19 protein-coding genes are annotated in these 22,342 nt (G+C 72.4%); 8 read left to right on the top strand and 11 right to left on the bottom strand.

All coding sequences use genetic code 11. From position 1 onward, the window contains the following. Positions 1-97 precede the first annotated feature (97 nt). From ACRYCC_RS21270 to ACRYCC_RS21225, 10 genes are all read right to left on the bottom strand, one after another. Positions 98-2,152, bottom strand: coding sequence for a prolyl oligopeptidase family serine peptidase (locus tag ACRYCC_RS21270; protein ID WP_433814612.1), 2,055 nt, complete (start codon positions 2,150-2,152; stop codon positions 98-100). Then, the gene (locus ACRYCC_RS21265; RefSeq protein WP_433814610.1) at positions 2,149-3,873 is read right to left on the bottom strand and encodes an ATP-binding cassette domain-containing protein; all 1,725 of its coding nucleotides are present in this window, start codon (positions 3,871-3,873) and stop codon (positions 2,149-2,151) included. Before ACRYCC_RS21265 ends, ACRYCC_RS21270 begins: the two co-directional genes overlap by 4 nt. Beyond that, positions 3,870-5,567, bottom strand: coding sequence for an ABC transporter transmembrane domain-containing protein (locus ACRYCC_RS21260; protein WP_433814608.1), 1,698 nt, complete (start codon positions 5,565-5,567; stop codon positions 3,870-3,872). The genes ACRYCC_RS21265 and ACRYCC_RS21260 overlap by 4 nt, the downstream gene beginning before the upstream one ends. Before the next feature lie 87 nt (positions 5,568-5,654). Beyond that, positions 5,655-5,783, bottom strand: a complete 129-nt coding sequence (locus ACRYCC_RS21255) for a SapB/AmfS family lanthipeptide (protein WP_433814606.1) — start codon at positions 5,781-5,783, stop codon at positions 5,655-5,657. A 50-nt stretch (positions 5,784-5,833) separates the two neighbouring features. Continuing rightward, on the bottom strand, positions 5,834-5,962 hold the full coding sequence (locus ACRYCC_RS21250; protein ID WP_433814606.1) for a SapB/AmfS family lanthipeptide: 129 nt from the start codon (positions 5,960-5,962) through the stop codon (positions 5,834-5,836). Between the two features lie 6 nt (positions 5,963-5,968). Beyond that, positions 5,969-8,662, bottom strand: a complete 2,694-nt coding sequence (lanKC, locus tag ACRYCC_RS21245; protein WP_433814604.1) for a class III lanthionine synthetase LanKC — start codon at positions 8,660-8,662, stop codon at positions 5,969-5,971. A 142-nt stretch (positions 8,663-8,804) separates the two neighbouring features. Continuing rightward, entirely contained in the window at positions 8,805-9,137 is a 333-nt protein-coding gene (locus ACRYCC_RS21240; protein ID WP_433814602.1) for a hypothetical protein, read from the bottom strand. Positions 9,138-9,198: 61 nt separating this feature from the next. Beyond that, the gene (locus ACRYCC_RS21235) at positions 9,199-11,043 is read right to left on the bottom strand and encodes an acyl-CoA dehydrogenase family protein (RefSeq protein ID WP_433814601.1); all 1,845 of its coding nucleotides are present in this window, start codon (positions 11,041-11,043) and stop codon (positions 9,199-9,201) included. A 339-nt stretch (positions 11,044-11,382) separates the two neighbouring features. Continuing rightward, complete coding sequence (locus ACRYCC_RS21230; RefSeq protein WP_433814599.1) at positions 11,383-12,354, bottom strand: LLM class flavin-dependent oxidoreductase; 972 nt, start codon at positions 12,352-12,354, stop codon at positions 11,383-11,385. A 144-nt stretch (positions 12,355-12,498) separates the two neighbouring features. Further along, entirely contained in the window at positions 12,499-13,458 is a 960-nt protein-coding gene (locus tag ACRYCC_RS21225) for an AraC family transcriptional regulator (protein ID WP_433814597.1), read from the bottom strand. Positions 13,459-13,929: 471 nt separating this feature from the next. Here ACRYCC_RS21225 and ACRYCC_RS21220 point away from each other — a divergent pair, with 471 nt between their 5' ends. The 8 genes from ACRYCC_RS21220 to ACRYCC_RS21185 all read left to right on the top strand — a co-directional run bounded on the left by ACRYCC_RS21220 (position 13,930) and on the right by ACRYCC_RS21185 (position 20,926). Then, positions 13,930-15,222, top strand: a complete 1,293-nt coding sequence (locus ACRYCC_RS21220) for an ATP-binding protein (RefSeq protein WP_433814595.1) — start codon at positions 13,930-13,932, stop codon at positions 15,220-15,222. Beyond that, on the top strand, positions 15,219-15,644 hold the full coding sequence (locus ACRYCC_RS21215) for a roadblock/LC7 domain-containing protein (protein WP_433814593.1): 426 nt from the start codon (positions 15,219-15,221) through the stop codon (positions 15,642-15,644). The genes ACRYCC_RS21220 and ACRYCC_RS21215 overlap by 4 nt, the downstream gene beginning before the upstream one ends. Further along, entirely contained in the window at positions 15,641-15,994 is a 354-nt protein-coding gene (locus ACRYCC_RS21210) for a DUF742 domain-containing protein (protein WP_433814592.1), read from the top strand. The genes ACRYCC_RS21215 and ACRYCC_RS21210 overlap by 4 nt, the downstream gene beginning before the upstream one ends. Continuing rightward, a complete protein-coding gene (locus ACRYCC_RS21205; RefSeq protein WP_433814590.1) occupies positions 15,972-16,586 on the top strand; it encodes a GTP-binding protein in 615 nt (204 codons plus the stop codon). Before ACRYCC_RS21210 ends, ACRYCC_RS21205 begins: the two co-directional genes overlap by 23 nt. Continuing rightward, entirely contained in the window at positions 16,576-17,934 is a 1,359-nt protein-coding gene (locus tag ACRYCC_RS21200) for a cytochrome P450 (protein ID WP_433814588.1), read from the top strand. The genes ACRYCC_RS21205 and ACRYCC_RS21200 overlap by 11 nt, the downstream gene beginning before the upstream one ends. Before the next feature lie 23 nt (positions 17,935-17,957). Then, positions 17,958-18,203 (top strand): hypothetical protein, encoded by a 246-nt coding sequence (locus ACRYCC_RS21195; RefSeq protein ID WP_433814586.1) that lies wholly within the window; start codon positions 17,958-17,960, stop codon positions 18,201-18,203. Between the two features lie 138 nt (positions 18,204-18,341). After that, positions 18,342-20,195 (top strand): carbohydrate ABC transporter permease, encoded by a 1,854-nt coding sequence (locus ACRYCC_RS21190; RefSeq protein WP_433814585.1) that lies wholly within the window; start codon positions 18,342-18,344, stop codon positions 20,193-20,195. A gap of 284 nt (positions 20,196-20,479) precedes the next feature. Then, on the top strand, positions 20,480-20,926 hold the full coding sequence (locus ACRYCC_RS21185; RefSeq protein ID WP_433814583.1) for a DUF4383 domain-containing protein: 447 nt from the start codon (positions 20,480-20,482) through the stop codon (positions 20,924-20,926). 92 nt (positions 20,927-21,018) lie between these two features. On the opposite strand, the gene ACRYCC_RS21180 is transcribed toward ACRYCC_RS21185, so the two are convergent. Continuing rightward, a complete protein-coding gene (locus ACRYCC_RS21180; RefSeq protein ID WP_433814582.1) occupies positions 21,019-22,257 on the bottom strand; it encodes an ABC transporter permease in 1,239 nt (412 codons plus the stop codon). Positions 22,258-22,342: the final 85 nt, after the last annotated feature.

Raw genomic sequence — 22,342 nt, 5'->3', positions numbered from 1 at the left:
CCCCCGGAGGACCTCCGGCCCGTTAAGGCCCCCGGCCCGCGGAAGCCCGGCCCGGGCAGTCACGGGCGGCCGGAAGGGCGTAGCGGGCCGGGAGGGCTCAGCGGGCCGGGAGGCTGAGCCCGGTGTGCGCGGCGAGGAAGGCGAGCATGTCCGCCGCGAGCTCGATGGAACGGCCGGCTGGCCGGGCGGAGTGCCCGGTCTCGCCTTCGTGGCGCAGCAGTATGGGCCCGGACCCCCGGGTGGCCCATTGCAGCGCCGCGCACATCTTGCGGGCATGAAATGGGTCCACTCGCGAGTCCCCGCCGAACACGGTGAACAGCGTGGCCGGATAGTCCACCTGCTCCCGCACGGAATGGTAGGGCGAGTAGCCGAGTAGCCGGCGGAACTGTTCCGGATCGGCGACGGAACCGTACTCCGCTTTCCAGGCGGCACCGAGCCCGGATCCTTCATAGCGGACCATGTCGAGAAGAGGAGCGGAGCACACGGCGGCGGCGAAGAGGTCAGGCCGCTGAGTCAGGGCCGCTCCCACGAGGAGCCCGCCATTCGACTCGCCCCAGATGCCGAGCTGCTCGCGGGTCGTCCAGCCCGTGGAGACGAGTTGCTCGGCGGCCGCGATGAAATCGTCGAACACCCGCTGCTTCCGCTCTCCCATTCCGGCGCGGTGTGAATTCGCGCCGTCCTCTCCCCCGCCCCGTACGTGAGCGATCGCCAGGACCCCGCCGGCCTCGACCCAGGCCAGCGAGTCCGCGGCGAAGGTGGGCGTGACCGGCAGGCCGAAGCCGCCGTACCCGTAGAGGATCGTGGGCCGCGGGCGGTCGCCCTCCCGGGCCCGCCCGAGGACGGTCACCCGCACCGGGGCGCCGTCCGCCGACGAGCACACGATCTGGTCTCGTTCCACGTCCGGTACGGTCACGCTCCCCGGCGGCCGGGCCCAGGGGGTGGTCTCCCCGGTGCGGTGGTCGTAGCGCCAGACCGTTCCGGGGGTCACGGTGTCGGAATAGGTGAACCAGGCCTCGTGGGCGCCGTCCAGGCGCGTCGACAGCGGCCCGGCCGCGCCGGCGCCGGGCAGCGGCACGTCGCCGAGCCGCTCGCCGGTGGCCAGGTCGTGGACGCTGATCTCACTGACCGAGTGGCGCATCCACGCGACCAGCAGCACGGACCGGCCGAGTTCGGGCCCGTCGAGCACGGCGAAGTCGGTGAGCACCGCCTCCGGGTCCTCCGGCACGAGGTCGGTCCAGACCGCGGGCCGCTCCGGATCCCCGGTGCACAGCCGGATCCGGGGGGCCTCGCGGTCGGTGACGACGTACATGCGCCCGTCCCCGCCGACGGTGAACGCGCTCCTGGCGTGCACGCCCTCCTGGACGACGCGCAGGTCCGGCTCACCGGCCGGGAACACGGAGAGATCCGCGAGCCACAGATCATTGCGGGGTGCGACGCCGGGAGAGGCGGAGACCACCAGCCAGCGGCCGTCCCGGCTGATCCCCAGGCCGTAGGTGGTGGTCTCGTCCCGGCCCGACCCGAAGATCTCCACGTCGGCCGCCGCGGGGGCGCCCACCCAGTGCAGGTAGACCCGCTGGGGAAGGAGGGACTCCCCCGCCGCCCGGACGTAGAAGAACGCCTCCCCGCCGGGCAGCCAGGCCAGCGGGGAGTAGCGGCAACGGTCGATGGGGCCCTCGACGACGTACCCGGACTTGATGTCCAGGACGTACAGTTCCGATCGTTCGGTCCCGTGCCGGGACACCTGGTAGGCCAGCCGCCGCCCCTCCAGATCCGGCTGCCAGGCGTCGAGCGTGGTCAGGCCGCTCGGGTCGAGCCGCATCGGGTCGACCAGGACCTGCTCGTGCCCGTCCGCCGCCGCCAGGTGGAGCACGGCGTGCTCCTGCCCGGCGGTCCGGCGCAGGAAGAAGCTCGTGTCCCCGCGCCACATCGGTGCGGTGACCATGCCGATGCCGGCCAGCTCGGCCGCACGGGCTCGCAGCCGGTCCCGGGCGGGCAGCGTGGCGGCGTGGTCCCGCCAGAGGGCGTCCTGGGCCGCGAGCCACCGCCGGGTCTCCGGGCTCTCCGCGTCCTCAAGCCACCGGTACGGGTCGGGAACGCACGTGCCGTGCAGGACCTCGGAGGCCGCCTGACGTCGCGCGGGTGGATATCTCATGGTGCGAACTCCGGTTCGTGATCGCGGTCGGGCGGCCGCCAGTGGCCCACCAGGTCGGCGTAGAGCGGTGCCGTGCCGAGCAGTTCGTCGTGGGTGCCGAGGTGGACACGGGTGCCGTCCATGAGCAGGACCCGCCGGGCCCGCAGAGCCGAGGTGATGCGGTGCGCGATCACGATGAGCGTGCCGCCGCGCCGCACGAACGCCTCCTCCGCGCGCGCCTCGGCCGCGGGATCCAGATGGCAGGTGGCCTCGTCGAGAATCGTCAGGCGGGCCGGGGAGAGGTAGGCGCGGGTCAGCGCGACCAGCTGACGCTCGCCGGCGGAGAGCGCGCCCGGGTCGAGGATGGCCGAGTAGCCGCCGACCCGCTCCAGCAGATCCCGCATGCCGACCGCTTCGACGGCCTCCCGCAGGGTACGGCCGGGGGCCTGCCCGAGATAGGTGAGGTTGTCCCAGACGGACCCGCGGAACACGTACGCCTCCTGCGGGATCAGCACGCGGGCGGCGGGTGCCAGGCGATCGGCCGGTACCTTCCCGATCCGGACGGTGCCCTCCGCCGGTTCCAGCATCCCGGTGATGAGCGCGGCGAGCGTGGACTTGCCGATGCCGCTGGGTCCGACCACGGCCAGGTGGTCGCCGGCCGGGACGACCAGGTCGAGGCCGGCGATGACCGGCTCGGCATGGGGTCCGTAGGCGAACGTCACGCCGCCGAGCTCCACGGCGGCCTCCGGGGCGGGGAGCGTCCCGGCCGGTTCCCGTGGCGCATCGCCCGTGGCCCGCGCGGACTCGAGAATCCGGTCGAGGGCCACCGTCAGCCGCACGCCGCTGACACCGAGACCCTCCACGAGCCCTCTCAGCGCGGGGGTGAGGGACTGCGTGACGTAGGCGAGCGCGCCGACGACGACTCCGGCCCCGGCTCCGCCGCGCACCAGCCAGGGAGTGCCCAGGAGCACCAGGACGACGGGGAGCCATCCGCCCAGCCCGAGCGACACCGTGCGTATCGCGGTGACCCGCGCGAGCGCGCGGGCCGCGTCCGCCTGCTTCGCCACCTGCCGGTCGGCCACCGCCCGCAGGCGGTCCTCGGCCCCGCAGGCGGCGATGTCCCGCAGGCCGCCGACCATGGTGGTGACCGTCTCGGCCGTCGCCTCGTCGGCGAGGATGAACGCCCGCTGGCGGCGGGCCAGGGCCGGCAGGGAGAACAGGAACAGTGCCAGTCCCGCGGCGAACGGCGGCACCACCAGCACGAGCACCTGGGGCATCAGGGTCGCCAGCCCGACGACGACGCCCACCACGGTGAAGACGAAGGACCGGACCACGGTGATGACCGCGGCGAACGCGTCCCTGGCGAGTTCGACCTGGAGGTTGGACCGCGCGACCGCCGCCGTGTCGGGCGGGAGCCGCGAGGCCGCGGGCCGGTGCAGCGTCGTGGCGACGACCCAGGTGAGCAGCCGGTCGCGGAACGGCTCGACGACCGCGGCGACCGCCAGGACCACCTGCCGGGCGCCGATCGCGGCGACGACCCAGACGCCGCCGAGCACGGCCAGCCAGATCAGCCCGATCCCGGGGCGGGACCGTGCGAAGCCGTCCTCGATGGCCCGCGCGATCGCGTGACCGATCAGGAACGCCGGAGCCGCCTCGACCACCGACCAGAAGCCGATCCGGATGAGGCGCCCCGGCTCCCGCCGGAGCGCCCGCCCCAGGAGCCGGGCGGCCGGCCGGCTCATCCGGCCGCCCCTTCCGCCTCCGGGGCAGGGGCGGCCTGGAACACGGCGCGGTAGTCGGGGTCACGCCAGAGCACCCGATGGTGGTCATGGGCGCGTACCCGCCCGTCCTCCAGCCAGATCACCCGGTCGGCCCGCGCGGCGATGGCGGCGCGGTGGGCCACGAGGAGCCGGGTCCGGCCGCTCAGCTCCCCGGTCAGCGCCGCGCCGACCTGGCGCTCGGTCGCGGTGTCCAGGCTCGAGGTCGCGTCGTCGAGGACGAGGAGGCGCTCGCCCTGCGCGAAGGCCCGGGCCAGGCCGATGCGCTGCCGTTCCCCGCCGGACATCGGCGCGTCCTCCAGCCGGGTCGCGTAACCCTGGGGCAGCGGCCGGACGAAGCCGTCCGCACAGGCCGCCCGGGCGGCCGCCGGCACGGCGTCCGCTCCGGGACGGCAGCCGAGGCCGATCGCGTCGGCGACGGTGTCACCGACCAGCACCGGCCGCTCGGGCGCATAGCCGATCGCCCGGCGCAGGGCCTCCCGCGACAGCTCGGGCAGCGGCACCCCGTCCAGCAGCACGGTGCCCTCGACCGGGTCGGCCAGCCGGCCCGCCGCAGCGGCGAACAGCGACTTGCCGGCCCCGGACCGGCCGACCACCGCCGTCGCCGAGCCGCCGGGGAGCACGACGTCGATGGCCCCGGTGCGCCCGGGCAGCACCACACCGCGGAACTCGAGGGTGCCCGGGCCCGCGGGCAGCGACCGTACGCCGTGCGAGACGGGCCGCTCGGCGAGCAGCTCGGACACCCGGGCGGCGGCGGCCCGGGCCCGGGCCAGCCGGCCCGCGTGGCCGAGCGCGGCGCTCAAGCCGGCGCCGAGCACGGCGTAGCGCGCGGCCGCGTACAGTTCGCCGACGGTGAGGCCTCCCGAGGCCAGGCGCAGCCCGCCGATGCCGAGCACGGCCACCTCCAGCAGGGGCACCGCGAGACCCGCCCGGACCCCGGCCCGCGCGTTGGCCCGCCACAGCGCCAGCCCGTGGGCGCGCAGCCGGGGCAGGGCCGCCAGGACCCGCCGCGTCTCGGCGTCCGCCGTTCCGGCCGCGGCGATCGTACGTGCTCCGGAGAGCGCGTCGATCAGCCGTGCGGCGATGTCGCCCTGGGCCTCCTGGTAGCCGCCGGCGATCGTGGTGGTGTCCCGGAGGAACGCCCGCACGACGAAGCCGACCAGGGCGAGCCCGGCGACCAGGGTCAGGGCCAGCCAGGGATCGATGAGGGCGAGGGCGATGATGCTGCCCGCCGTCGGGAGCAGCAGCGCGGCGGCGGTGACCACCGCCTCCGGCGCCCGCCCCGCCTCCTCCGCGTTCAGTCCCAGCCGGGTCACGAGGTCGCCTTCGGCGAACCGGCGGGTCATCCGCGGCCCGACCTTCAGGACCTGCCCGGCGATCCGGATGCGCAGCCACGCGGAGGCCTGGGCACTGCTCGCGCCCGCGGCCCAGACGCCGAGGCTCTCGCAGGCCACCAGGCCGAGGACGAGGGCGATGCAGGCCGCGGCCCGGCCACCGGCGGCCGGGTCGCCGGAGATCAGCGCGTCGACCGTTCTGCCCAGTACGTAGGGCAGCGACAGCTCGAGGACGGCCCCTCCCAGGGACGTCACCACCAGCACGGTCAGCCAGGCGCCACCGCGCCGGACGGTCTGCGCGACCAACCGGTCAGCCGTCTGCACAGTCCCTCCCGGCAGTAGAAAGCGTGCGCCCTGGGCGGCCGCTCAGGCGGCCGCCCAGGGCTCTGTGCTACCTCGAAGAGCTCGGCCTCAGTGGCAGAGCGCGACGCTGAGGTTGCTCGGGTGCCCGGACTGGCACGTGAGCGCGGTGAGCGTGCTGCCACCACCGCCCCCGCCACCACCGGGGGTCATCAGACCCTGCAGGTCGAGAAGCGCCATTTGCGTCTACACCTCCTCTCCTGAATCGGACTGCCTCGAAGAGCTCGGCCTCAGTGGCAGAGCGCGACGCTGAGGTTGCTCGGGTGCCCGGACTGGCACGTGAGCGCGGTGAGCGTGCTGCCACCACCGCCCCCGCCACCACCGGGGGTCATCAGACCCTGCAGGTCGAGAAGCGCCATTTGCGTTTACACCTCCTCTCCTGAGTCGAAACGGGTGAGCCGCTCGGTGCTCCGGTACGCAGGGGACGCCTCCGCAGAGGCACCGATGCGACCGGGCGGCTCGAGGAAGGGAAGATTGACGGGCCGCTCGTGCAGAGCGGCGGCGAGGGCGAACAGGACGCCGGCCGTTCCCGTGCCGAAGTCCATGGAGAGCCGGAGCAGCTGGTCTCCCGGGAAGGCCAGGCCGTCGCCGTAGCGCATCGCGTGCCAGCGGAGCCCGCGGACCTGGGCGGGGAGCAGCGGATCGGAGCCGGCCCGCGCGTCCCGCAGGCCCATGCCCAGGGCCGCGACGATGCCCGCCCGCCCGGTGAACAGGCCCGGCTGCACGAAGTACCGCGATCTGGTGACCAGCCGGAGGTCTGCGAGGGCGGCCGTGAGCTCCTCGTCCCGGCGGTGGGCGAGATAGCGGGCGAGGACCAGCCCGATCCCCACCGAGCCCTCGCCGAGATAGGGCAGATACCGCCAGCCCTGGTTGACCTGGAGTGAGCCGTCCTCCGCCCGGAAGCAGCGCCGCAGGTCCTGGCGCAGCGCGTCGGCGGCCTTGTCCAGCAGCGCCTTGTCGCCGGTGCGCTCGTAGGCGTGCAGGAACAGCAGGGCCGGGCCGGAGGAGCCGTGCAGCAGGCCCGCCCGTGGATTGTCGCCGCCGCTGAGCTCGGGTACGTCGTCGGGGCCGCCGAGCCGGTCGGCGCAGATGTCGACGATCCTGAAGGCGGTCTCGGCGAAGTCGGGGCCCAGGTGCAGCAGGTTGAGGCCCATGCCGGACAGGCCGGAGAACAGGCCGGGCCCGAGGCCCTCCCATTTCTCCCGCAGGACGATGTCCACGGTGTCGAGCGCGGTCTGCCGGCGCCCGAGGAGGTCCAGGACGTAGGCCACGCCATGCAGGCCGTCGTAGAAGCCGAGGCCGCTGCCCGAGACCGGATGCAGGGCCCGCTCGCTCAGCCAGGCCTCGTACTCGGGGAACGGGCCCGCGCCGGTCTCGGCGAGCGCGTAGAGGACGCCGGCCGCGCCGTTGGCGATGTTGAGCCCGCCGCCGGGTCCGAACTGCGCCACGTCCCCTGGGAAGAGCCGGTCGTCGCGGTCCGGCGTGGCGCTCGCCAGGATGGCGCGGTGCATCGCGGCCCGGACGTCCGGCCACGGCTCGATGCCGGGCAGCGGCGGTGCCGGTGGCGGAGCGGCGGGCTCGCCGGTGCCCGCCCCCCCGGCTTCCCGGCCGGTGCCCGCCTCGTCGGCCTCCCGGCCGGTGCCCGCCCCGTCGCGGAGGATGGTCCGTACGGCCTCGTCCATGAGGCCGGCGGGCACCGGGAAGGTCTCCCGGACGAGCTCGGCCAGCTGGGCCGCCTTCGCCCGGTGGACCAGCAGCATGATCGTCGATTGCGGGGCGAACAGCCCGAAGGTCAGGCAGGCGAGGGCGTAGCGGTCGGCGGCGACGCCCCGCCGGTCGGCCGGGGCACCGAAGGCCGGATGCGCCAGGGCGGCCCGGGAGTCGTCGGCGGCGAGTGTCGCCACCTCGAAATCGATCAGGACGGGCAGGCCCTCGCCCGTCATCAGGATGTTGTTCGGGTGCAGATCGCCGAAGACCACGCCGCGCTCGTGCAGGGCCCCGACCGCCCGGTCGACCTGCCCGAGGACCTCGACCACCCACTGTGTGTAGCCCTCGAGGTCCTCCTCGGTGCAGGTGGCGCGGGTCAGCGGATACCGCTTGACCAGCAGGCGCTGCAGCGGGTTCCCGTCGATGAACTCCTGTACGAGGAACTCGTGCTCGCCGAGGGTGAAGTAGTCGAGCAGGTCCGGTACCACATCGAGGCCGACCAGGCGCTCCATGATGTCCCGCTCGTGCCGCAGCCGGGTCCTGGCGTCCCTGCCCGCGGCGTCGAGCCCGGCGTGCGGCCGCGCCTCCTTCAGCACCACGCGTTCGCCGGTACGGGTGTCCCGCGCGAGATAGACCCCTCCCCCGTTGGAGAAGTGCATCACGCTCTCGATCTCGTACGGGAGGCCGGTGGTGGTGACGGCGTTTCGGGCGGCCAGGTGGGGCTCCAGGAAGGCCGGCAGCGTCGTCCAGCCGGGGACGGAGAACGTGGCGCCGCGGACGTCGGGGATGAGCCGTCCCGCATCGTCCTCGATGGCGAGCACCCGCTCGCCGTTCTCGGCCATGCAGCGCCGCTCCGCGAACCCCCCGTAGCGCACGAAGAGCGGGCCTTCGCCGTAGCGCAGATCGCTGAGGATGTAGGGACCCTCGACGCCCCGCAGAAGCTCGTCGAGCTCCTTCAGCACGAGCTGCAGCTCCTCCTCGTCCCGCGGGTAGATCGTCACGAGCTTGCCGCTCGACGTGCGGGACGCGGACTTGGAGTTGTACATCACCAGGACCGACTCACCGCGGAGGTACTTGAAGGCGATCCCGCGCGGCACGCAGTAGTCCCATGCCACCGCGAGGGCGCGCTCGGCGTCGTCCAGGCGGGCCGAGATGTGGATCTTCCACCCCTGGGCGGGCAGTGGCTCCTCGCCCTTGGGCCCGTAGTACATCCAGGTGTCGGTCTCGTGGCGGATCCAGCCGTCGGGAACCGGCCGGCGGACGAGGGAGAAGTCCGACACGTCCGTCTGCCGCTGCGCGAGCTTGTCGTAAAAGAACGAGTCTGCGAGGCAGTAAAGCTCGTACTGTTCCACCGCTCGATCCTCCTCATCTGCTTACAACAAGGAGGATTCCGGATAGCCCTACCTACGCCTAGTAACAAATCGCAACACTCAGTGGTGAATAGCCCACTACCGAAGTGGTGGGCTATTCACCACATGTCCTCATTTACCGAGGTCAGTTGGTATCGCTCGCCGGCCAGACGTTGGTGAGGTGGGTGCCGGGCGGGGCCTCGATCTCCAGCAGCGCGGAGTACGAGACGGTGGGGTGCTGCATGATCGCGTGTGGCCACATCGGGATCGGCGTGCCCTTGCCGGCCTGGCCGACGCTGAGATGCCAGCAGCCGTCGAAGATGGCGTACACCCGCATCGTGCGCCCGTCGGGAGCGACGAGGTCACCGCGCCACCTCGCCCGGCGGGTGCCGCGCTCGTAGGAGTAGTGCTCGTCGCTGCCCTCACAACCTTCGACGATGACACAGGTGGTGTTCGCGCCGTGGATGGTGATCGTCACCGTCGAGTCTCCACTGGTCGGTGCGGACATCTGTGGTCAGGCCTGCCGGCCGCCCGGATCGTCAGTGCTGCAGGGCGGGTGGCGCGGTGCACCGCCCGGGCGTCACCGGGTGGTCCAGGTGCGCCCATCCCGCGGACTCCAGCCAGGCGGTGATGTAGTCGTCGGCGATCGGGGCGCCCAGATCGGGGATCTCGAAGGCACCCACCAGCGCGGGCAGCTGCGCCGCCAGTGTCCGGTATCCGGCGTTGAGCTGCCGCGCCACGTCGGCCGCCCGGTCGGCGGTCAGGCGTCCCGTCGCGGTGTACCAGCCGGCGTGCGCCTGGATCTGCTCCAGGGCGTAGACGGCCGCCAGGGTGCGCACCAGCTCCTGAGCCGAGGGAGGGGCGGCGTCGGCGGCCGCGGTCAGGGCGTCGACGGCCAGGCGGTCGGCGGTCGCGCCGGCGAGGTCGATCGCGTAACAGCTGGGGCCGATCGCGGTGGTGGCGGGGGCCGTCCCCTCCCTGGTCACCAGGGTCGCGGCCAGCGCGTGTTCCCGGGCGATCAGCAGATCACGCCACCAGGAGAGTCCGCCGAGGCTGTCACTGATGGTGGGGACGGCGCCGCGCCCGTTGAGCATCCGTCTCAGCGCACGCCCCGCCGCGACCTGAAGGACCTGGTTCTCGCCCTCCGCGGTGACGACTCCCTGGGCGTTGCCGATGTAGTCGGCGATCCGGTTGACCCGGAACATCCCCTGCGCGCCGCACCGCTCCCGGCACTCCTGGAGCACGGCCAGCGCCGTGCCCGACAGCAGGGGCTTGGTGAGCATGGCCAGCAGCGCGTTCTCCCCGGGATGGGAGGCCGGATCGGCGAAACGGCGCCGGACCGCGTTGCTCAGGGCGGTCGCCGCGTACACGCGAGCCGCGCACGACGCCAGTGCCCGCCGTACGTTGTCACGGTCCATCATGACGATCCCGCCGGCGGTGCGACGCTGCGCGGCGTAGCGGGTGGTCAGCCACAGGGCGGCGCGGGCACTGGCCACCACACCGGCCGACAGGGCGATGCGCCCGGCCTGGAGCTGTTCGATGGCACGGCGGAAGCGGTCATGCGCCGGGACGGAGCAGACGAAGGTGCCGTCGTCCTCGATGCGGGCCATCTCGCCGGACAGCCAGGCGTCGTACGGAAGCGGCACCTGGTCGAAACGGATCATCGCGTTGTCCATGGGCGCCCATCCCTTGTCGGGCAACGCCCGTACCTCGACACCGGCCGCGGCGCCCTCCACGGTCCGCAGCGGAACGACGAAGGGGAAGATCCCCTCGTCCTTCCCGTCCACCTTGAGCCGTGCCGCGACAACGGTGATCCGGGGGACGTCCGCGGCGGCGACGTTGGGCATGAACTTGCACGCCGCGCCGTTGGGAGTGGTGAGCAGAAAGCGGCGCGCCTTTTGGTCCCAGACCGCTTCGGTCTGCATTTCCAGGACGTTACTGCCGAATCCGAGCTCGGTGAGCAGGAAGACACCGACATGGCCGGCGTCGTCCAGCAGGTCGAGTTGCTTTCGCTGCAGTGCCGATCCGCTGCCCAGCCGCTGGATGGCGCCGACGGTGAGATTATAATGGCCACTCAGCAGAGGAAAGAGATCGGGGGCCGCGATCGCCGTCCAGTCGAACAGCGCGAACAACGCGCGCGGATCGGCCATGAGCTCCCGGGCGGATCCGAGGCCCGCCGCCACCTCGCGGAGCTGTTCATATGCCCTGCGAGACCGCTGGGCGTGGGTCAGGCCGGAGCCGGCGGAGGCCTGCAGAACAGTGACGGCATCGCGCACGAATATGTCGATCTGTTCGTACCGCCCGTCGAAGACCAGGTCGCGCAGAGCGTCGCTCAGCGTGATGCTCGCATCGGCGGGCACGGAATTCTCGACATATGTTTCCACGGGTCTCTCTCCCACTGGCAGGAATCATTTCGGGGGGGCGATCACCACCAGATATTCACCGAACATCATGCCGCGGCGCGGACACGGTCGGGAGCAGGGGGCATCGCTTTCACGACGCGGTCGATCCTAGGCATGGAACGTCGGCTTGTCCAAGGAGCATTTCCACGCATAGTCACCTTTGTGACTTTAGAGATAAATGCCGCTCACGAGATGTTTCATCAGCCCGCCTGGTAGAACATGGCGTTTTCGGCGGCCGGGGATCCGGCACCCCGTGGGCGAGAAACGTGGAATGTACGGCAGGACGCCGGGGACACCCGGCGCCCCGCCTGCGGGGCCCGGTCAGCCGTGGACGGCCTCCGCGAACGCTGCGAGCTCCCGGGGGATGTCAGGCCCCGCCGGCTGGTAGACCACCTCGGTGGCGCCGGCCTGCTCCAGCTCGGCCAGCTTCTCCCGCCAGCCCTTGGCGGTGAGCGCCAGGCCGAGACCGCTGAGCAGCTCCGCGGTGATGAAGGGCCGGTCGTGCTCGTTGACCGCGCACAGGTGCCCCTTGTGCATGAGAAGGTGCCTGGTCTCGGGGGAGGCCTGCTCGTAGGCCTCCGCCCAGCGCCGCCCGCCGGGAACGAGCTCGAGCCGGCCGAACTCGGCGGCGAAGTGCAGCAGCACCCCGGCGGCGTGCCCGGCGGCGGCCACCACCCGCTCCGAGCCGGGGTCCTCCGCGTCGGCGAGAACGGTGCCGAACGTCAGGACCGCGCTCCAGTCGAATCCGCGGACGGGCACTGGGGTGCCGAAGACCCCGTCGGCCAGTTCGCGGGCCACCGCCGTTCCCTTGGGGCCCTGAGCCCCGACGAGGAAGGGGACCTCGATGGGACGGGGCGGCGCGAAGCCGGGGACGTGCAGCATCTCGATCACGGCGCCGTCCCAGCGCGCCCGCTCGCCCCGCAGCAGGGCCCTGAGCACCCTGATGTACTCGGCCACCCGGCTCCACGGGCTCGGCCGCTCCCCCAGAGCGAGCCGGCCGGTGAATCCGGACCCGATCCCGACCGCGACCCTCTCCTGGCCGACCAGGGAGACCAGGGTGGCGATGCCGGCCGCGTTGACCATCGGGTGGCGCAGCGCCGGCACCAGTACCCCGGGTCCCAGCCCGATGCGCTCGGTGCGTTCCCCGGCCCGGCACAGCTGCGTCCACACGTCGGGGTACAGGGCCGGGGAGTCGTAGAACCACGCGTGGCGGTAGCCGAGCCGCTCGGCGACCCGGGCGTGCTCGTGGCTGTCCAGCGAGGTGGCGAAGGCACACGACATCTTCAGAACCATCAGTTCCTCCGTGGCGGTCGACCGTGGTGCGGCAGGGAAATCACCCGCGCGGCAACCGTGACGGTATGCGGCGCGCGCCGGCGCCGCTTGCGCCTGCGCGCAGAGAAATTGCCGCCCGGCGCAGCGTGCGACCGGCGGAGGCGGTCAGTGACCCGACTCGTGCCGCATCTCGCGCGGGCTGACCCCGAAGCGTTGCCGGAACGCGTTGCTCAGTGCGCTCACCGAGGAGAATCCCGACTCGTACGCCAGGTCGGTGATGCTCATGTGCTGGTAGGCGGGATTCTGCAGGCGTTCGCGCACCAGCCGCAGGCGCTCCTCCCGGATCAGCTCGCGAGGCGTGGTGCCGACGCGCTGCAGCGCCACCTGCACCTGCCGCAGCGACCAACCCAGCGCGTGGGCCATCACGGCGCCGTTGAGGTCGGGATCGCCCGCGTGCTCGCGCACGTAGCGCCGTACCATCGCCTCGACCTCGGCCAGGTGCCCCGGCGCGTCGGGACGGTCGTCGCCGGTCACGAGCATGCACAGCATCTCCACGACCCGGTCGCACACCCCGTCGAACCGGCTCCGGCCGAGCGTCTCGCGCTCCTCGAACACCGCGGTGATCACGTCGCCCACCACCCGGCCCAGGCCGGAGGTCATGTCCAGGACCGCGGCCAGCGGCGACGATCTGTTCAGCGGGCCGTCCACCTCGCGGGCCGGGATCGTCATGATGAGCGCCCGGGTGGGCGACCGCTGCACCAGCTCGAACGGCGCGCCCACCGTGATCAGGCTGCCGGCTCCCGGCGCCAGCCGGGCCTCCCGGTCGTTCTGCCGAACCCTCAGCTCGCCGTCGAGCGGCAGCAGCAGCCGGTAGTCGTCATCGGGGTCCTGACGCACCTGACCCGGGGTGCGGATGTAGTCGATCTCTTTGCACCACCACTCGACGAGCTGGTAGCTGTCGGTGCGCTGCCGGATCGTCCCGCCGTCGAAGGCGCCGGTGCCGGTAAAGCGGAAATCGAGGCGGCAGTGATAGGAGGTGACGTGCTCGCTCCAGAAATCGGCGCGTTCACGCGGAATCAGGTCCCGAGTCGTCACCGACTCCACGAGGTAGCTTGTCACGGCCACCGAAGTCACCCTCTTGTGCAATCGCCCCGATACGTCAACTGACCGGCCGTTCACCACATCAAGTGCATATGGTGATCTTCTATGTTCACAGAGTAGTACACACGTCTCTACGACGCCCCTGATTCCGGCCATTGGCCGGTTTCGGAACAGCGGCCGAGGCGGTCAGGATCTCGGTGGCCCACGGCGATCACGAACTCCGGGCGGCCCGCCCGCGGACACTGCGTCCGGCTGCAACTTCCCTGCGCGCAGACGCAAGCGACGTGTTCGGCACCGTTCTACCGTCAGGGTATTCGCCACGTCCCGGCTCGAACGGGACGACGGCATGGGACGGAAGACTCCGAACCCACCGTGCGGAAGGAAGTGCCGTGAACCGCCCCCGGGAATGAGCACGCGGGTCAGCGCGTCGAGTCAGAAGCGCAGCTGAAACAGGCGCTTCACCACTAACTCCTACCCATGTTTCACGAGGTTGCTATGGAGCAATACCAGTTTGCGGCGGCGCTGTCGTGCCTGGCCGCCGGGGTCGTGGTTTTGGCGGTCCTCCTGGTGCGGCAATGGCAGATCACCATTTCCCTGCGCCGGCGGGAAACCCTTCTGAACGACCGCCTGTATCTGTGCGAAGAAGAGGTGCGGCACCTGGTCGACACCCGCCTTCCCGAGCTCATGGACTCCCTGCACGGCCGGCCCGTCACCGTGTCCGGCCCGCTGTACCAGCAGCGCCTGCGGGGAACCGTCTACGAGCAGGCCCTCCAGCGGGTGATGGACCTCTTCGCCGAGTCGGTGGAGCGGACGAAGACCCGCTCCGACCGGTCGGCGAAGGCGACGCTGCGCACGATGATGCGCGCCGTGCAGAGCCTGGCCAGCGAGCAGCAGCTCGCCATCTCCGCCATGCAGAACCGCCATGACGACCCCGAGGTCCTGGAAGGCCTGCTGAAGATCGACCATATGAACGCCCAGCTCGGCAGGCGGGCACAGGCCACGGCCGTGCTGTGCGGGTCCTGGCCGGGCCAGCAGCGCTCGGCCTCCGCTCTCGGCGACGTGGCCCGGGGGGCGATCTCCCGGATCCGCGACTACCTGCGCGTCAACGTCCACGCGCGCACCGGCGTGGCCGTGGTCAGCCGCGCGGTGGAGCCCGTCGTCCTGGCCCTCGCGGAGCTGCTGGACAACGCCGGGCGGCACTCGCCGCCGGACACCTCAGTCGAGGTCAACGTCCAGCCCGCGCACAACGGCGTCGCCATCCTGGTCGACGACGCCGGCGTCGCCATGGACGCCGAGGAGCTCCGGCACGCCGAGCGCCTTCTCTCCGGGAAGCACCCGGTGCTCATCGACAAGCTCGGCGATCCTCCACAGATCGGCTTCGCGGTCGCCGGCGTCCTGGCCGAGCGGTACGGGTTCACCGTGTCCGTCGACACCCGCTCCCCGTACGGGGGCGTGCGCGCCGTGATGTTCCTTCCGGCCGCGCTGCTCACCCGTGCGACCGGATCGCCGGAGCCCGCGGTCGCCACCGGGGCGGTGACCGCGCCGGCTCCCCGGCCCGGCGGGCCCGCGTCACCGGCGCCGGCGTCCACGGCCGGGGGGCTGCCCCGGCGCCGCCGCGCGGAGGCCGCCGGACCGGTGCGGCCGGCCGCACCGGCCGCCCGGAACGCCGACCCGCTGGGCCGTCCCGCCCGGCAGACCGCAGCCGGGATGGGCGCCTGGCAGCGTGGTACGCGGTCCGGCCGCGCCGTCGCTCCGCTCGAGGGTGAAGGGAAGGACCTGCGGCCATGAACGACGCGCTGAACACCGGAACCGGCAACAGGCTCGGCTGGATGCTCGATGACGCCCTGCGGATGCCGGAGACGCGCTACGCGATCCTGCTGTCGGCCGACGGCCTCCTGATGGCCCACTCGGAGCGGATCGGGCGCGACGACGCCGAGCGGCAGGCCGCGGGGATGTCCGGGCTGCAGTCGCTCGCCCGCGGTACGGCCGAGTTCTGCGGCGACCCGGCCACTCCGTGGCGGCAGACCGTGAGCGAGTTCGACGACGGGTACGTCTTCCTCGTCGCCGCCGGCCCGGGCGCCTACGTGGCGGTCTCCGCCGGTCAGCACGTGGACATGGAGGCGGTCTCGTTCCGGTTGCAGGAACTGGTCCAGCGGCTGGGCAAGGAGCTGACCAGCGCGCCGCGCCACCGCGCCGGCGGGACGCCATGAGACCGCCCCGGCCGGAGCGGGCGCTGGTGCGGCCGCACGTCGTGACCGGCGGCCGCGCCCGCCCGACCCGCAACGTCTTCGACCTGGTCACCCTGGTGGTCGCCACCGGCGAGCGGACCAGCGACCTGACCCCGGAGAAGCGGCGGATCATGGAGCTGTGCCGGGGCGGCACGCTGTCGGTCGCCGAGATCGCCGGGCATCTGGCGTTGCCCGTCAGCGTCACCAAGGTCCTGCTGTCCGACCTCATGGACGAGGGCCGCCTCGGCACCCGGACGCCGGCCCCCGCCGTCCAGACCCCTGACATCCGGCTCCTGCAGGAGGTGCTCGATGGGCTCCGTGCCCGCCTCTGACGGCGTCTATCTGCGCGACTCCGTGCGTACCTCGGTCAAGCTCCTGCTCGTCGGTCCCTTCGCGGTCGGGAAGACCACGTTCGTCAGCACGTTGTCGGAGATCCGCCCGTTGCGCACCGAGGAGCGGATGACGCAGGTCGGCGCGCTCGTCGACGATCCGGCCGGAGTCCACGACAAGACGACCACGACCGTCGCCATGGACTTCGGCCGGCTGACCCTCAACGATCACCTGGTGCTGTATCTGTTCGGTACTCCCGGGCAGCGGCGCTTCACCCGGCTGTGGCAGGACCTGGCGCACGGAGCGCTGGGCGCGCTGGTGCTGGTGGACACCGGCCGTCTCGACCGCGCCTTCGAGGTCATGGACCTGGTGGAGAGGCAGGGCCTGCCCTACGCGGTGGCGATCAACCACTTCGAGGGCGCGGCCGTCTTCCCGGAGGACGAGGTACGCGAGGCCCTCGACCTGCTCCCCGGCACCCCGCTCGTCACCTGCGACGCCCGCGACGACGTCTCCTCCACCCGGGCACTGATCACACTCGTCGATCATCTGATCGCCCTCGACGCACTCTCCACTGGGAGCACCCATGACCGCTGACCACCTGCGGGCCGTACCACCCCTGGCCTGCCCCGCTCATGGTCGCGTACCGCTGTACGGGCCGGCCTTCGCCGCCGACCCGGCCCGCACCTACGCCCGGCTGCGCCGGTCCGGGCCGCTGGCGCCCGTCGAACTCGCCCCCGGTGTCCCCGCGACGCTGGTCATCGGGTACGACGCCGCCCTCGAGGTGCTGCGGGACCCCGCCACCTTCCCCAAGGATCCCCGCAGGTGGGAACGGGGGGTGCCGGCGGACTGCCCGGTCCTGCCCATGATGATGTACCGGCCGAACTGCCTGTTCACCGACGGCGCGGTGCACGCGCGACTGCGCGGCGCGGTGACCGACAGCCTGGACCGGATCGACGCCGGCGCGCTGCGCGGCCACGTCGAGCGCAGCGCCGACACGCTCATCGACCACTTCGCGCCCGCCGGCGAGGCCGACCTGGTCGACCAGTACGCCAAGGTCCTGCCCCTGCTGGTCTTCAACGAGCTCTTCGGCTGCACGCCCGACATCGGTGCCCGCCTGGTCTACGGCATGAGCGGCATCTTCGACGGCGTCGACGCGGAGAACGCGAACGCCGAGCTCACCCGTGGTGTCCTGGACCTGATCGCGCTCAGACGCCGGCGGCCCGGCGCCGATGTGACCTCCTGGCTGCTCCGCCACCCCGCGTACCTGACCGACGAGGAGCTCGCACACCAGCTCGTCGTGCTCATGGGCGCCGGGACCGAGCCCGAGCAGAACCTCATCGCCAACACGCTGCGGCTGCTGCTGTCGGACCGCCGCTTCGCGGGCGACCTCTCCGGCGGGAGCCTGCCCGTGGAGGACGCGCTCGACGAGGTCCTGTGGACCGACCCGCCGATGGCCAACTACGCCGTCACCTACCCCCGGCAGGACCTCACCTTCGCCGGCGCCCATCTGCCCGCGGACCAGCCGGTGGTCATCAGCTTCGCCGCCGCCAACACCGACCCGGCCAGGGTCTCCGGCCACCGAGCGGGCAACCGCGCCCATCTGGCCTGGAGCGCGGGCCCGCACACCTGCCCGGCCAAAGGCCACGCGCGGCTCATCGCCTCCGTCGCCATCGAGAAACTTCTCGACCGCCTGCCCGAGCTGCGGCTGACCGTTCCCGCCGGCGAGCTGGAATGGCGGCCCGGTCCTTTCCACCGCGCCCTGACGGCGCTACCGGTCCGGTTTCCCGCGGTGCCCTGCCCGCCCAGGAGCGTCGGGGAGACGACGGCCACCGCGCCGCCGCCGCGTCCCGCGATCAGTACCACCCCACGACCAGCCACCTCCCGTGCCCGGGCACCGCAGCGCTGGTGGAACCACCTGGCAAGGTGGTGGCACGGGCTATGACCGGCTTCACCAAGGATCTCGTCATGACTGCTCAAGGCCGCCAGCCCGACAAGCCGGATCCGGACCGGTCGACGGTCGCCTGTCCCACGTGCTCGCCGCTGGCCCCGCCCTACGGGCAGGGCATCATGACCGTCGTCGACACCGACGGGTGGCGGCACGCGAGCATCTGCACCACCTGTCAGGGCTGGGGCCGGGTGCACCGCACGCGCGGCGGAACGTCCTACACCCCGGCGCCCTTCTGGGGTCCCGACGGCACCGCGGAGTCCTGACCCGCCGCACCTCCCGTGCACTTCCCGCCGACGCGCGCATATTTCGCGTTTTGAGCGGGACGACGGGCACTGCCCGGCGCTACGGTCTGTGTGGCCGATCTTCTGGCCGATCGGGAAACGGCACTCGCGGAGCGGACCATGGCCCTTCAATCCCCGGCGCGCCCCGGCGCGGGCCCGTACCGCCTCGTCGGCCTGCTCCTCGCCGTTCCGGCCGCGCTGGCGGCACTGATCTCGCTGGTCCTGCCGACGGGCCAGACGATCCTGCGGAGCTTTCAGCGGGGCGGGATCTTCGGCGGGAGAACCCGGTCCGTCGGACTGCGCAACTACACCGCCCTGCTGGGCGACGGAGACTTCTGGAGCGCGCTCGGCTTCTCGCTGTCGCTCGCCGTCGTCCCGTTCCTGGTGGCGATGCTGGTCGGGCCCTCGCTCGCCGCCGCGCTCGACCAGGCGGGCACCTGGCCGCGCCGGGCCGGCCGGGTGCTGCTGTCGCTGCCGCTCGTGGTGTTCTCCCCGGTCGCGGTCGCCGCCGCATGGCTCGAGGGGCAGCGCGACGGCGGGATCGCCGGGGTGTTCGGATCACTTCCCACCCAGCGCGCGTGGACGCCCACGCTCCCCCTCATCACGGCCGCGGCCACGTTCGGCCTCGTGTGCGGGCTGGCGCTGCTGGTCTTCCTGCCCGTGATGCGCGGCCGGGCCGAGGGCCGCCCGCTGACGCCGACCATGCTCGCGGTCGGTTCCCTCACCGCCCTGGCGAGCGTCGCGGTGGCCCTCCAGGCGTTCTCGTTCGGCCTGGTGATGAGCATGGGCAGGCAGGCCACCCTCGCGACGATGCAGTACCGGCTGGCCTTCGTCTACGCCGACTTCGGCCGCGGCTCGGCCGTCGCGACCATGACCGGCCTGCTGCTCGGTGTGCTGGGCGTCGCGGCCACGATCATCGCCGTGCGGACCGGGCTCCGGATCGAACTCCGTCCGGTCGCCGGCCGGAGCGGGGTGAGCGGGCCCGCGGGCGCACCGCCGGAACCGGTGCGGGACCCGCGCCGGGCCACCGCCGGCGGCACGATCATCGGGGTGCTGGCCCTGGTGGTCGTGGTGGTCATCGCCCTGGTGACCTCGTGGCCGTGGCTGTCGGCCGTCCTCTCGTCCGAGCACACGCCGCCGCTTCGGACGTCCGCCATGCGGATCTACGCCAACACGTGGGTGCCGCCGCTGCTGGGCGCGGCCGTCTCGGTCGGCGTGGCGTTCCTGGCCGCCCTCGGCATCGGTGGCCTGCGCCCGTTCGGCCGCCACAGCGAATGGTGCCTGCTGCCCTTCGCGCCGTGGCTCTTCGTCGGGCTCGGCCCGCTGAGCATCGCCGGCTTCGAGAACCTCCGGCACCTGAAGCTCCTCAACACCTTCGTCGGCCTGATCCCCCCGGCGCTGCTCAGCGTGCCGGCTCTGGTCGTGCTCACGCTCTTCTTCCGGACCCGCTCGGCGGAGTGGCGGATGCGCGCCTCGGCCGGCGCTCCGGCCCTCCCGGCGTTCTTCCGGGTGGTCGTGCTGCCCGCGCTTCCGCTCGCGGCGCTCCTGGGCGGCGCGAGCGTGCTGCTGGGCGCGCACGGCCTGCTGTGGCCGCTGCTGGTCGGCTCCGACCCCGACGACCAGACCGCGCCGGTCGCGCTGTTCCAGGAGCTGGGCGCGTTCGGCCTCCGCGAGCCTTCGACCGGCCTCGTCACCCCGATCCTCGTGGTCGTCGTGGTCTTCCTCGTCCTCGCCGCGCTGCAGGTCCTCTACCTGGACCGGCTCGTGATCAGCACGGGGCCCGCGGGTGAGGCCACCGACCCGCCGAAGAGGACGGTCCCGCCGATGCCGCAGCCGCACTGGCCGGGACCCGGTGCCTACGGACCTCCCCCGGGACCGCCCGCCCCGCCCGGTGCCTACGGACCTCCCCCGGGACCGCCCGCCCCGCCCGGTGGCCACGGGCCACCGCCGGGACGGCCCCCGGCCGCGGGCTGACCGTCGTCCTCCCACATCCTCGCCTTGACCGATTCCTTGCGGCTGAATAAGGAATCTCAATCGAGGGTGGCAATGGATTCTTGTCCCCTTCTTTTCTTGGGGATGAGCCACTTGTCCATCAGAGCCCCACTTTCAGGCGATCTGATCACTTATGACCAATTAATGCGCTTATGCCCCTTTGAGCCGGGTAGGCGAGTCATAGGCGGGCAGATACAAGGCCGCGCCCGAGCAGGAGGAGGTGCCGAGATATGGCTCGTTCATCAGCATCGGCGACCATGAGCCGGATGACCCGCGTGCAGCAATTCGCCTTCGTCGCCAGCGTGGTCTTTCTCATCGTCGGCATCCTGGGCTTCATTCCCGGCATCACGACGCACTACGGCTCGATGCAGTTCGCCGGGCACGACTCGATGGCCAAGCTGTTCGGCCTGTTCCAGGTGTCGGTCCTGCACAACATCGTGCATCTGCTGTTCGGCGTGGTGGGCCTGCAACTGGCCCGGACCGTCGCCGGTGCGCGCGGCTTCCTGATCGGCGGCGGCATCATCTACCTCATCCTGTGGATCTACGGCCTCGCCGTCGGCAACGACAGCCGGGCCAACTTCGTGCCGCTCAACACCGCGGACAACTGGCTGCACCTCGTGCTCGGCGTCGCCATGATCGCCCTGGGCATCGCCGGGACCCGCGCCCTCACGGCCAGGGACAAGGGCCGGATGACCCCGGGCATGCCGCGATAGCCGCCACGGAACCTCCCGGGCATCGCCGTGCCGTCACGTCATCGGCTCGACGGCACGGCGGGCCCTGCACCTGGCGGGCCGGTCGCGCTGCGCTAACCCGCCGCTGACGGCGCCGGAGCAGCCGGCGGAGCCGGCCGCGGAGCGCCCGCGGCGGGACGGGTCCTGTTGAGCATGTCGGTGACGCTCTCGAGCCCGCGGCTGACGCCGAGACCGGCCAGCGCCAGCAGGCCGACGATGAGGCTCGACACCCAGGCGGAAACGCCGTTGTAGGCCAGCAGGGTCTGCGTGATCGCCAGGATCATCACGCCGAGGAAGGTGCCGAAGACACCGGCTCGCCGGCCGAACACGCTGACCCCGCCCAGCAACACGGCGGCGAACGCGACGACGGTCATGTTCTGCCCGATCCCGACGTCGGCCGCCTGGAGCCGCATGAGCAGCGGGACGGCGGCCAGCGCGGCCAGGAAGCTGGACCCGGTCAGCCCGGCGACGGCGCCCAGGCCCGGTTGCAGGCCGGCCCAGCGGCCCGGCTCCCCGGAGCGCCGGCCCGCGCTGAACGGCCGGCGGACGGCGGGCACCAGCCACAGCGCGCCGCCGCCCACCGACAGCAGGGTGAAGAGCGTGAACCACAGAGCCGTCGGGTAGCCGTCACCGATGCGCATCAGGATGGTCCGGGCACCCGTCACCCAGAGGGCCAGCGACTGGATGAAGGTGGCGGCGGCCAGGGTCACCGCCCAGGCCGGTACGGACAACAGCGCGACCAGCAGGCCGAGCACGAAGCCGATGAAGGTCGCGAGCAGGATCGCCACGATCAGAGCGGCCGGCGTCCCCCAGTCCTGTTCGGTCGCCAGGTAGGCGCCCAGCGAGCTGGTGAAGGTGAGGATGGAGCCGACCGCGAGATTGGGCGAGCCGGTCCGCAGCGAGAAGGCGAGCCCGACCGCCACCAGGCCCAGCGCCCCGGCCTGGGTCAGCGAGACGGTGAGGTTCTGGTGGGGGGTCATCGCGAGCGTCCCCGCCACCAGCACGAGGGTGATGACGGCGAGCGCGCCCTCCCAGATCAGGTGAACGGCGAGGCGGTCGCGCTCCGCGGGCGGCTCCGCCGGCGGCGCGCCCCGCGGGGCCGGAGCCGGCGGGAAGGGCGGGGGCATCCCGGGCGGGGCCTGCGGCGGCGCCTGCTGGTACGACCAGGGCGGCGGCGCCTGGGGGTAGGGCGGGGGAGGCGGCTCCTGCCGTCCGGGCCCGGCCGGCGAGCCGGTATCGGCCTCGGCGGGCTCGTCCTGCCTGTCGGAAGGGGGCTCTTTACCGGGCTCGGGCTCGTCGGGGGGTCGGCTCACCTTCAGCTCCTTCCAGGCTCGTCCTTCGCCGGATGATTCTAGGCACTTGGGGGCAGAAGGAGACCGATTCGAGCGGCCCGTGGCC

It is taken from the genome of Actinomadura scrupuli, assembly GCF_050971785.1.
GTDB lineage: Bacteria > Actinomycetota > Actinomycetes > Streptosporangiales > Streptosporangiaceae > Actinomadura_E > Actinomadura_E scrupuli.
This window is presented reverse-complemented; position numbering and strand designations above follow the sequence as displayed.

Excerpts from the sequence above, each read along its gene's own strand:
- ACRYCC_RS21270 (WP_433814612.1), bottom strand. The coding sequence starts at position 2,152 with ATGAGATATCCACCCGCGCGACGTCAGGCGGCCTCCGAGGTCCTGCAC.
- ACRYCC_RS21265 (WP_433814610.1), bottom strand. The coding sequence starts at position 3,873 with ATGAGCCGGCCGGCCGCCCGGCTCCTGGGGCGGGCGCTCCGGCGGGAG.
- ACRYCC_RS21255 (WP_433814606.1), bottom strand. The coding sequence starts at position 5,783 with ATGGCGCTTCTCGACCTGCAGGGTCTGATGACCCCCGGTGGTGGCGGG.
- ACRYCC_RS21250 (WP_433814606.1), bottom strand. The coding sequence starts at position 5,962 with ATGGCGCTTCTCGACCTGCAGGGTCTGATGACCCCCGGTGGTGGCGGG.
- ACRYCC_RS21230 (WP_433814599.1), bottom strand. The coding sequence starts at position 12,354 with ATGGTTCTGAAGATGTCGTGTGCCTTCGCCACCTCGCTGGACAGCCAC.
- ACRYCC_RS21220 (WP_433814595.1), top strand. The coding sequence starts at position 13,930 with ATGGAGCAATACCAGTTTGCGGCGGCGCTGTCGTGCCTGGCCGCCGGG.
- ACRYCC_RS21215 (WP_433814593.1), top strand. The coding sequence starts at position 15,219 with ATGAACGACGCGCTGAACACCGGAACCGGCAACAGGCTCGGCTGGATG.
- ACRYCC_RS21210 (WP_433814592.1), top strand. The coding sequence starts at position 15,641 with ATGAGACCGCCCCGGCCGGAGCGGGCGCTGGTGCGGCCGCACGTCGTG.
- ACRYCC_RS21205 (WP_433814590.1), top strand. The coding sequence starts at position 15,972 with ATGGGCTCCGTGCCCGCCTCTGACGGCGTCTATCTGCGCGACTCCGTG.
- ACRYCC_RS21200 (WP_433814588.1), top strand. The coding sequence starts at position 16,576 with ATGACCGCTGACCACCTGCGGGCCGTACCACCCCTGGCCTGCCCCGCT.
- ACRYCC_RS21195 (WP_433814586.1), top strand. The coding sequence starts at position 17,958 with ATGACTGCTCAAGGCCGCCAGCCCGACAAGCCGGATCCGGACCGGTCG.
- ACRYCC_RS21190 (WP_433814585.1), top strand. The coding sequence starts at position 18,342 with ATGGCCCTTCAATCCCCGGCGCGCCCCGGCGCGGGCCCGTACCGCCTC.
- ACRYCC_RS21185 (WP_433814583.1), top strand. The coding sequence starts at position 20,480 with ATGACCCGCGTGCAGCAATTCGCCTTCGTCGCCAGCGTGGTCTTTCTC.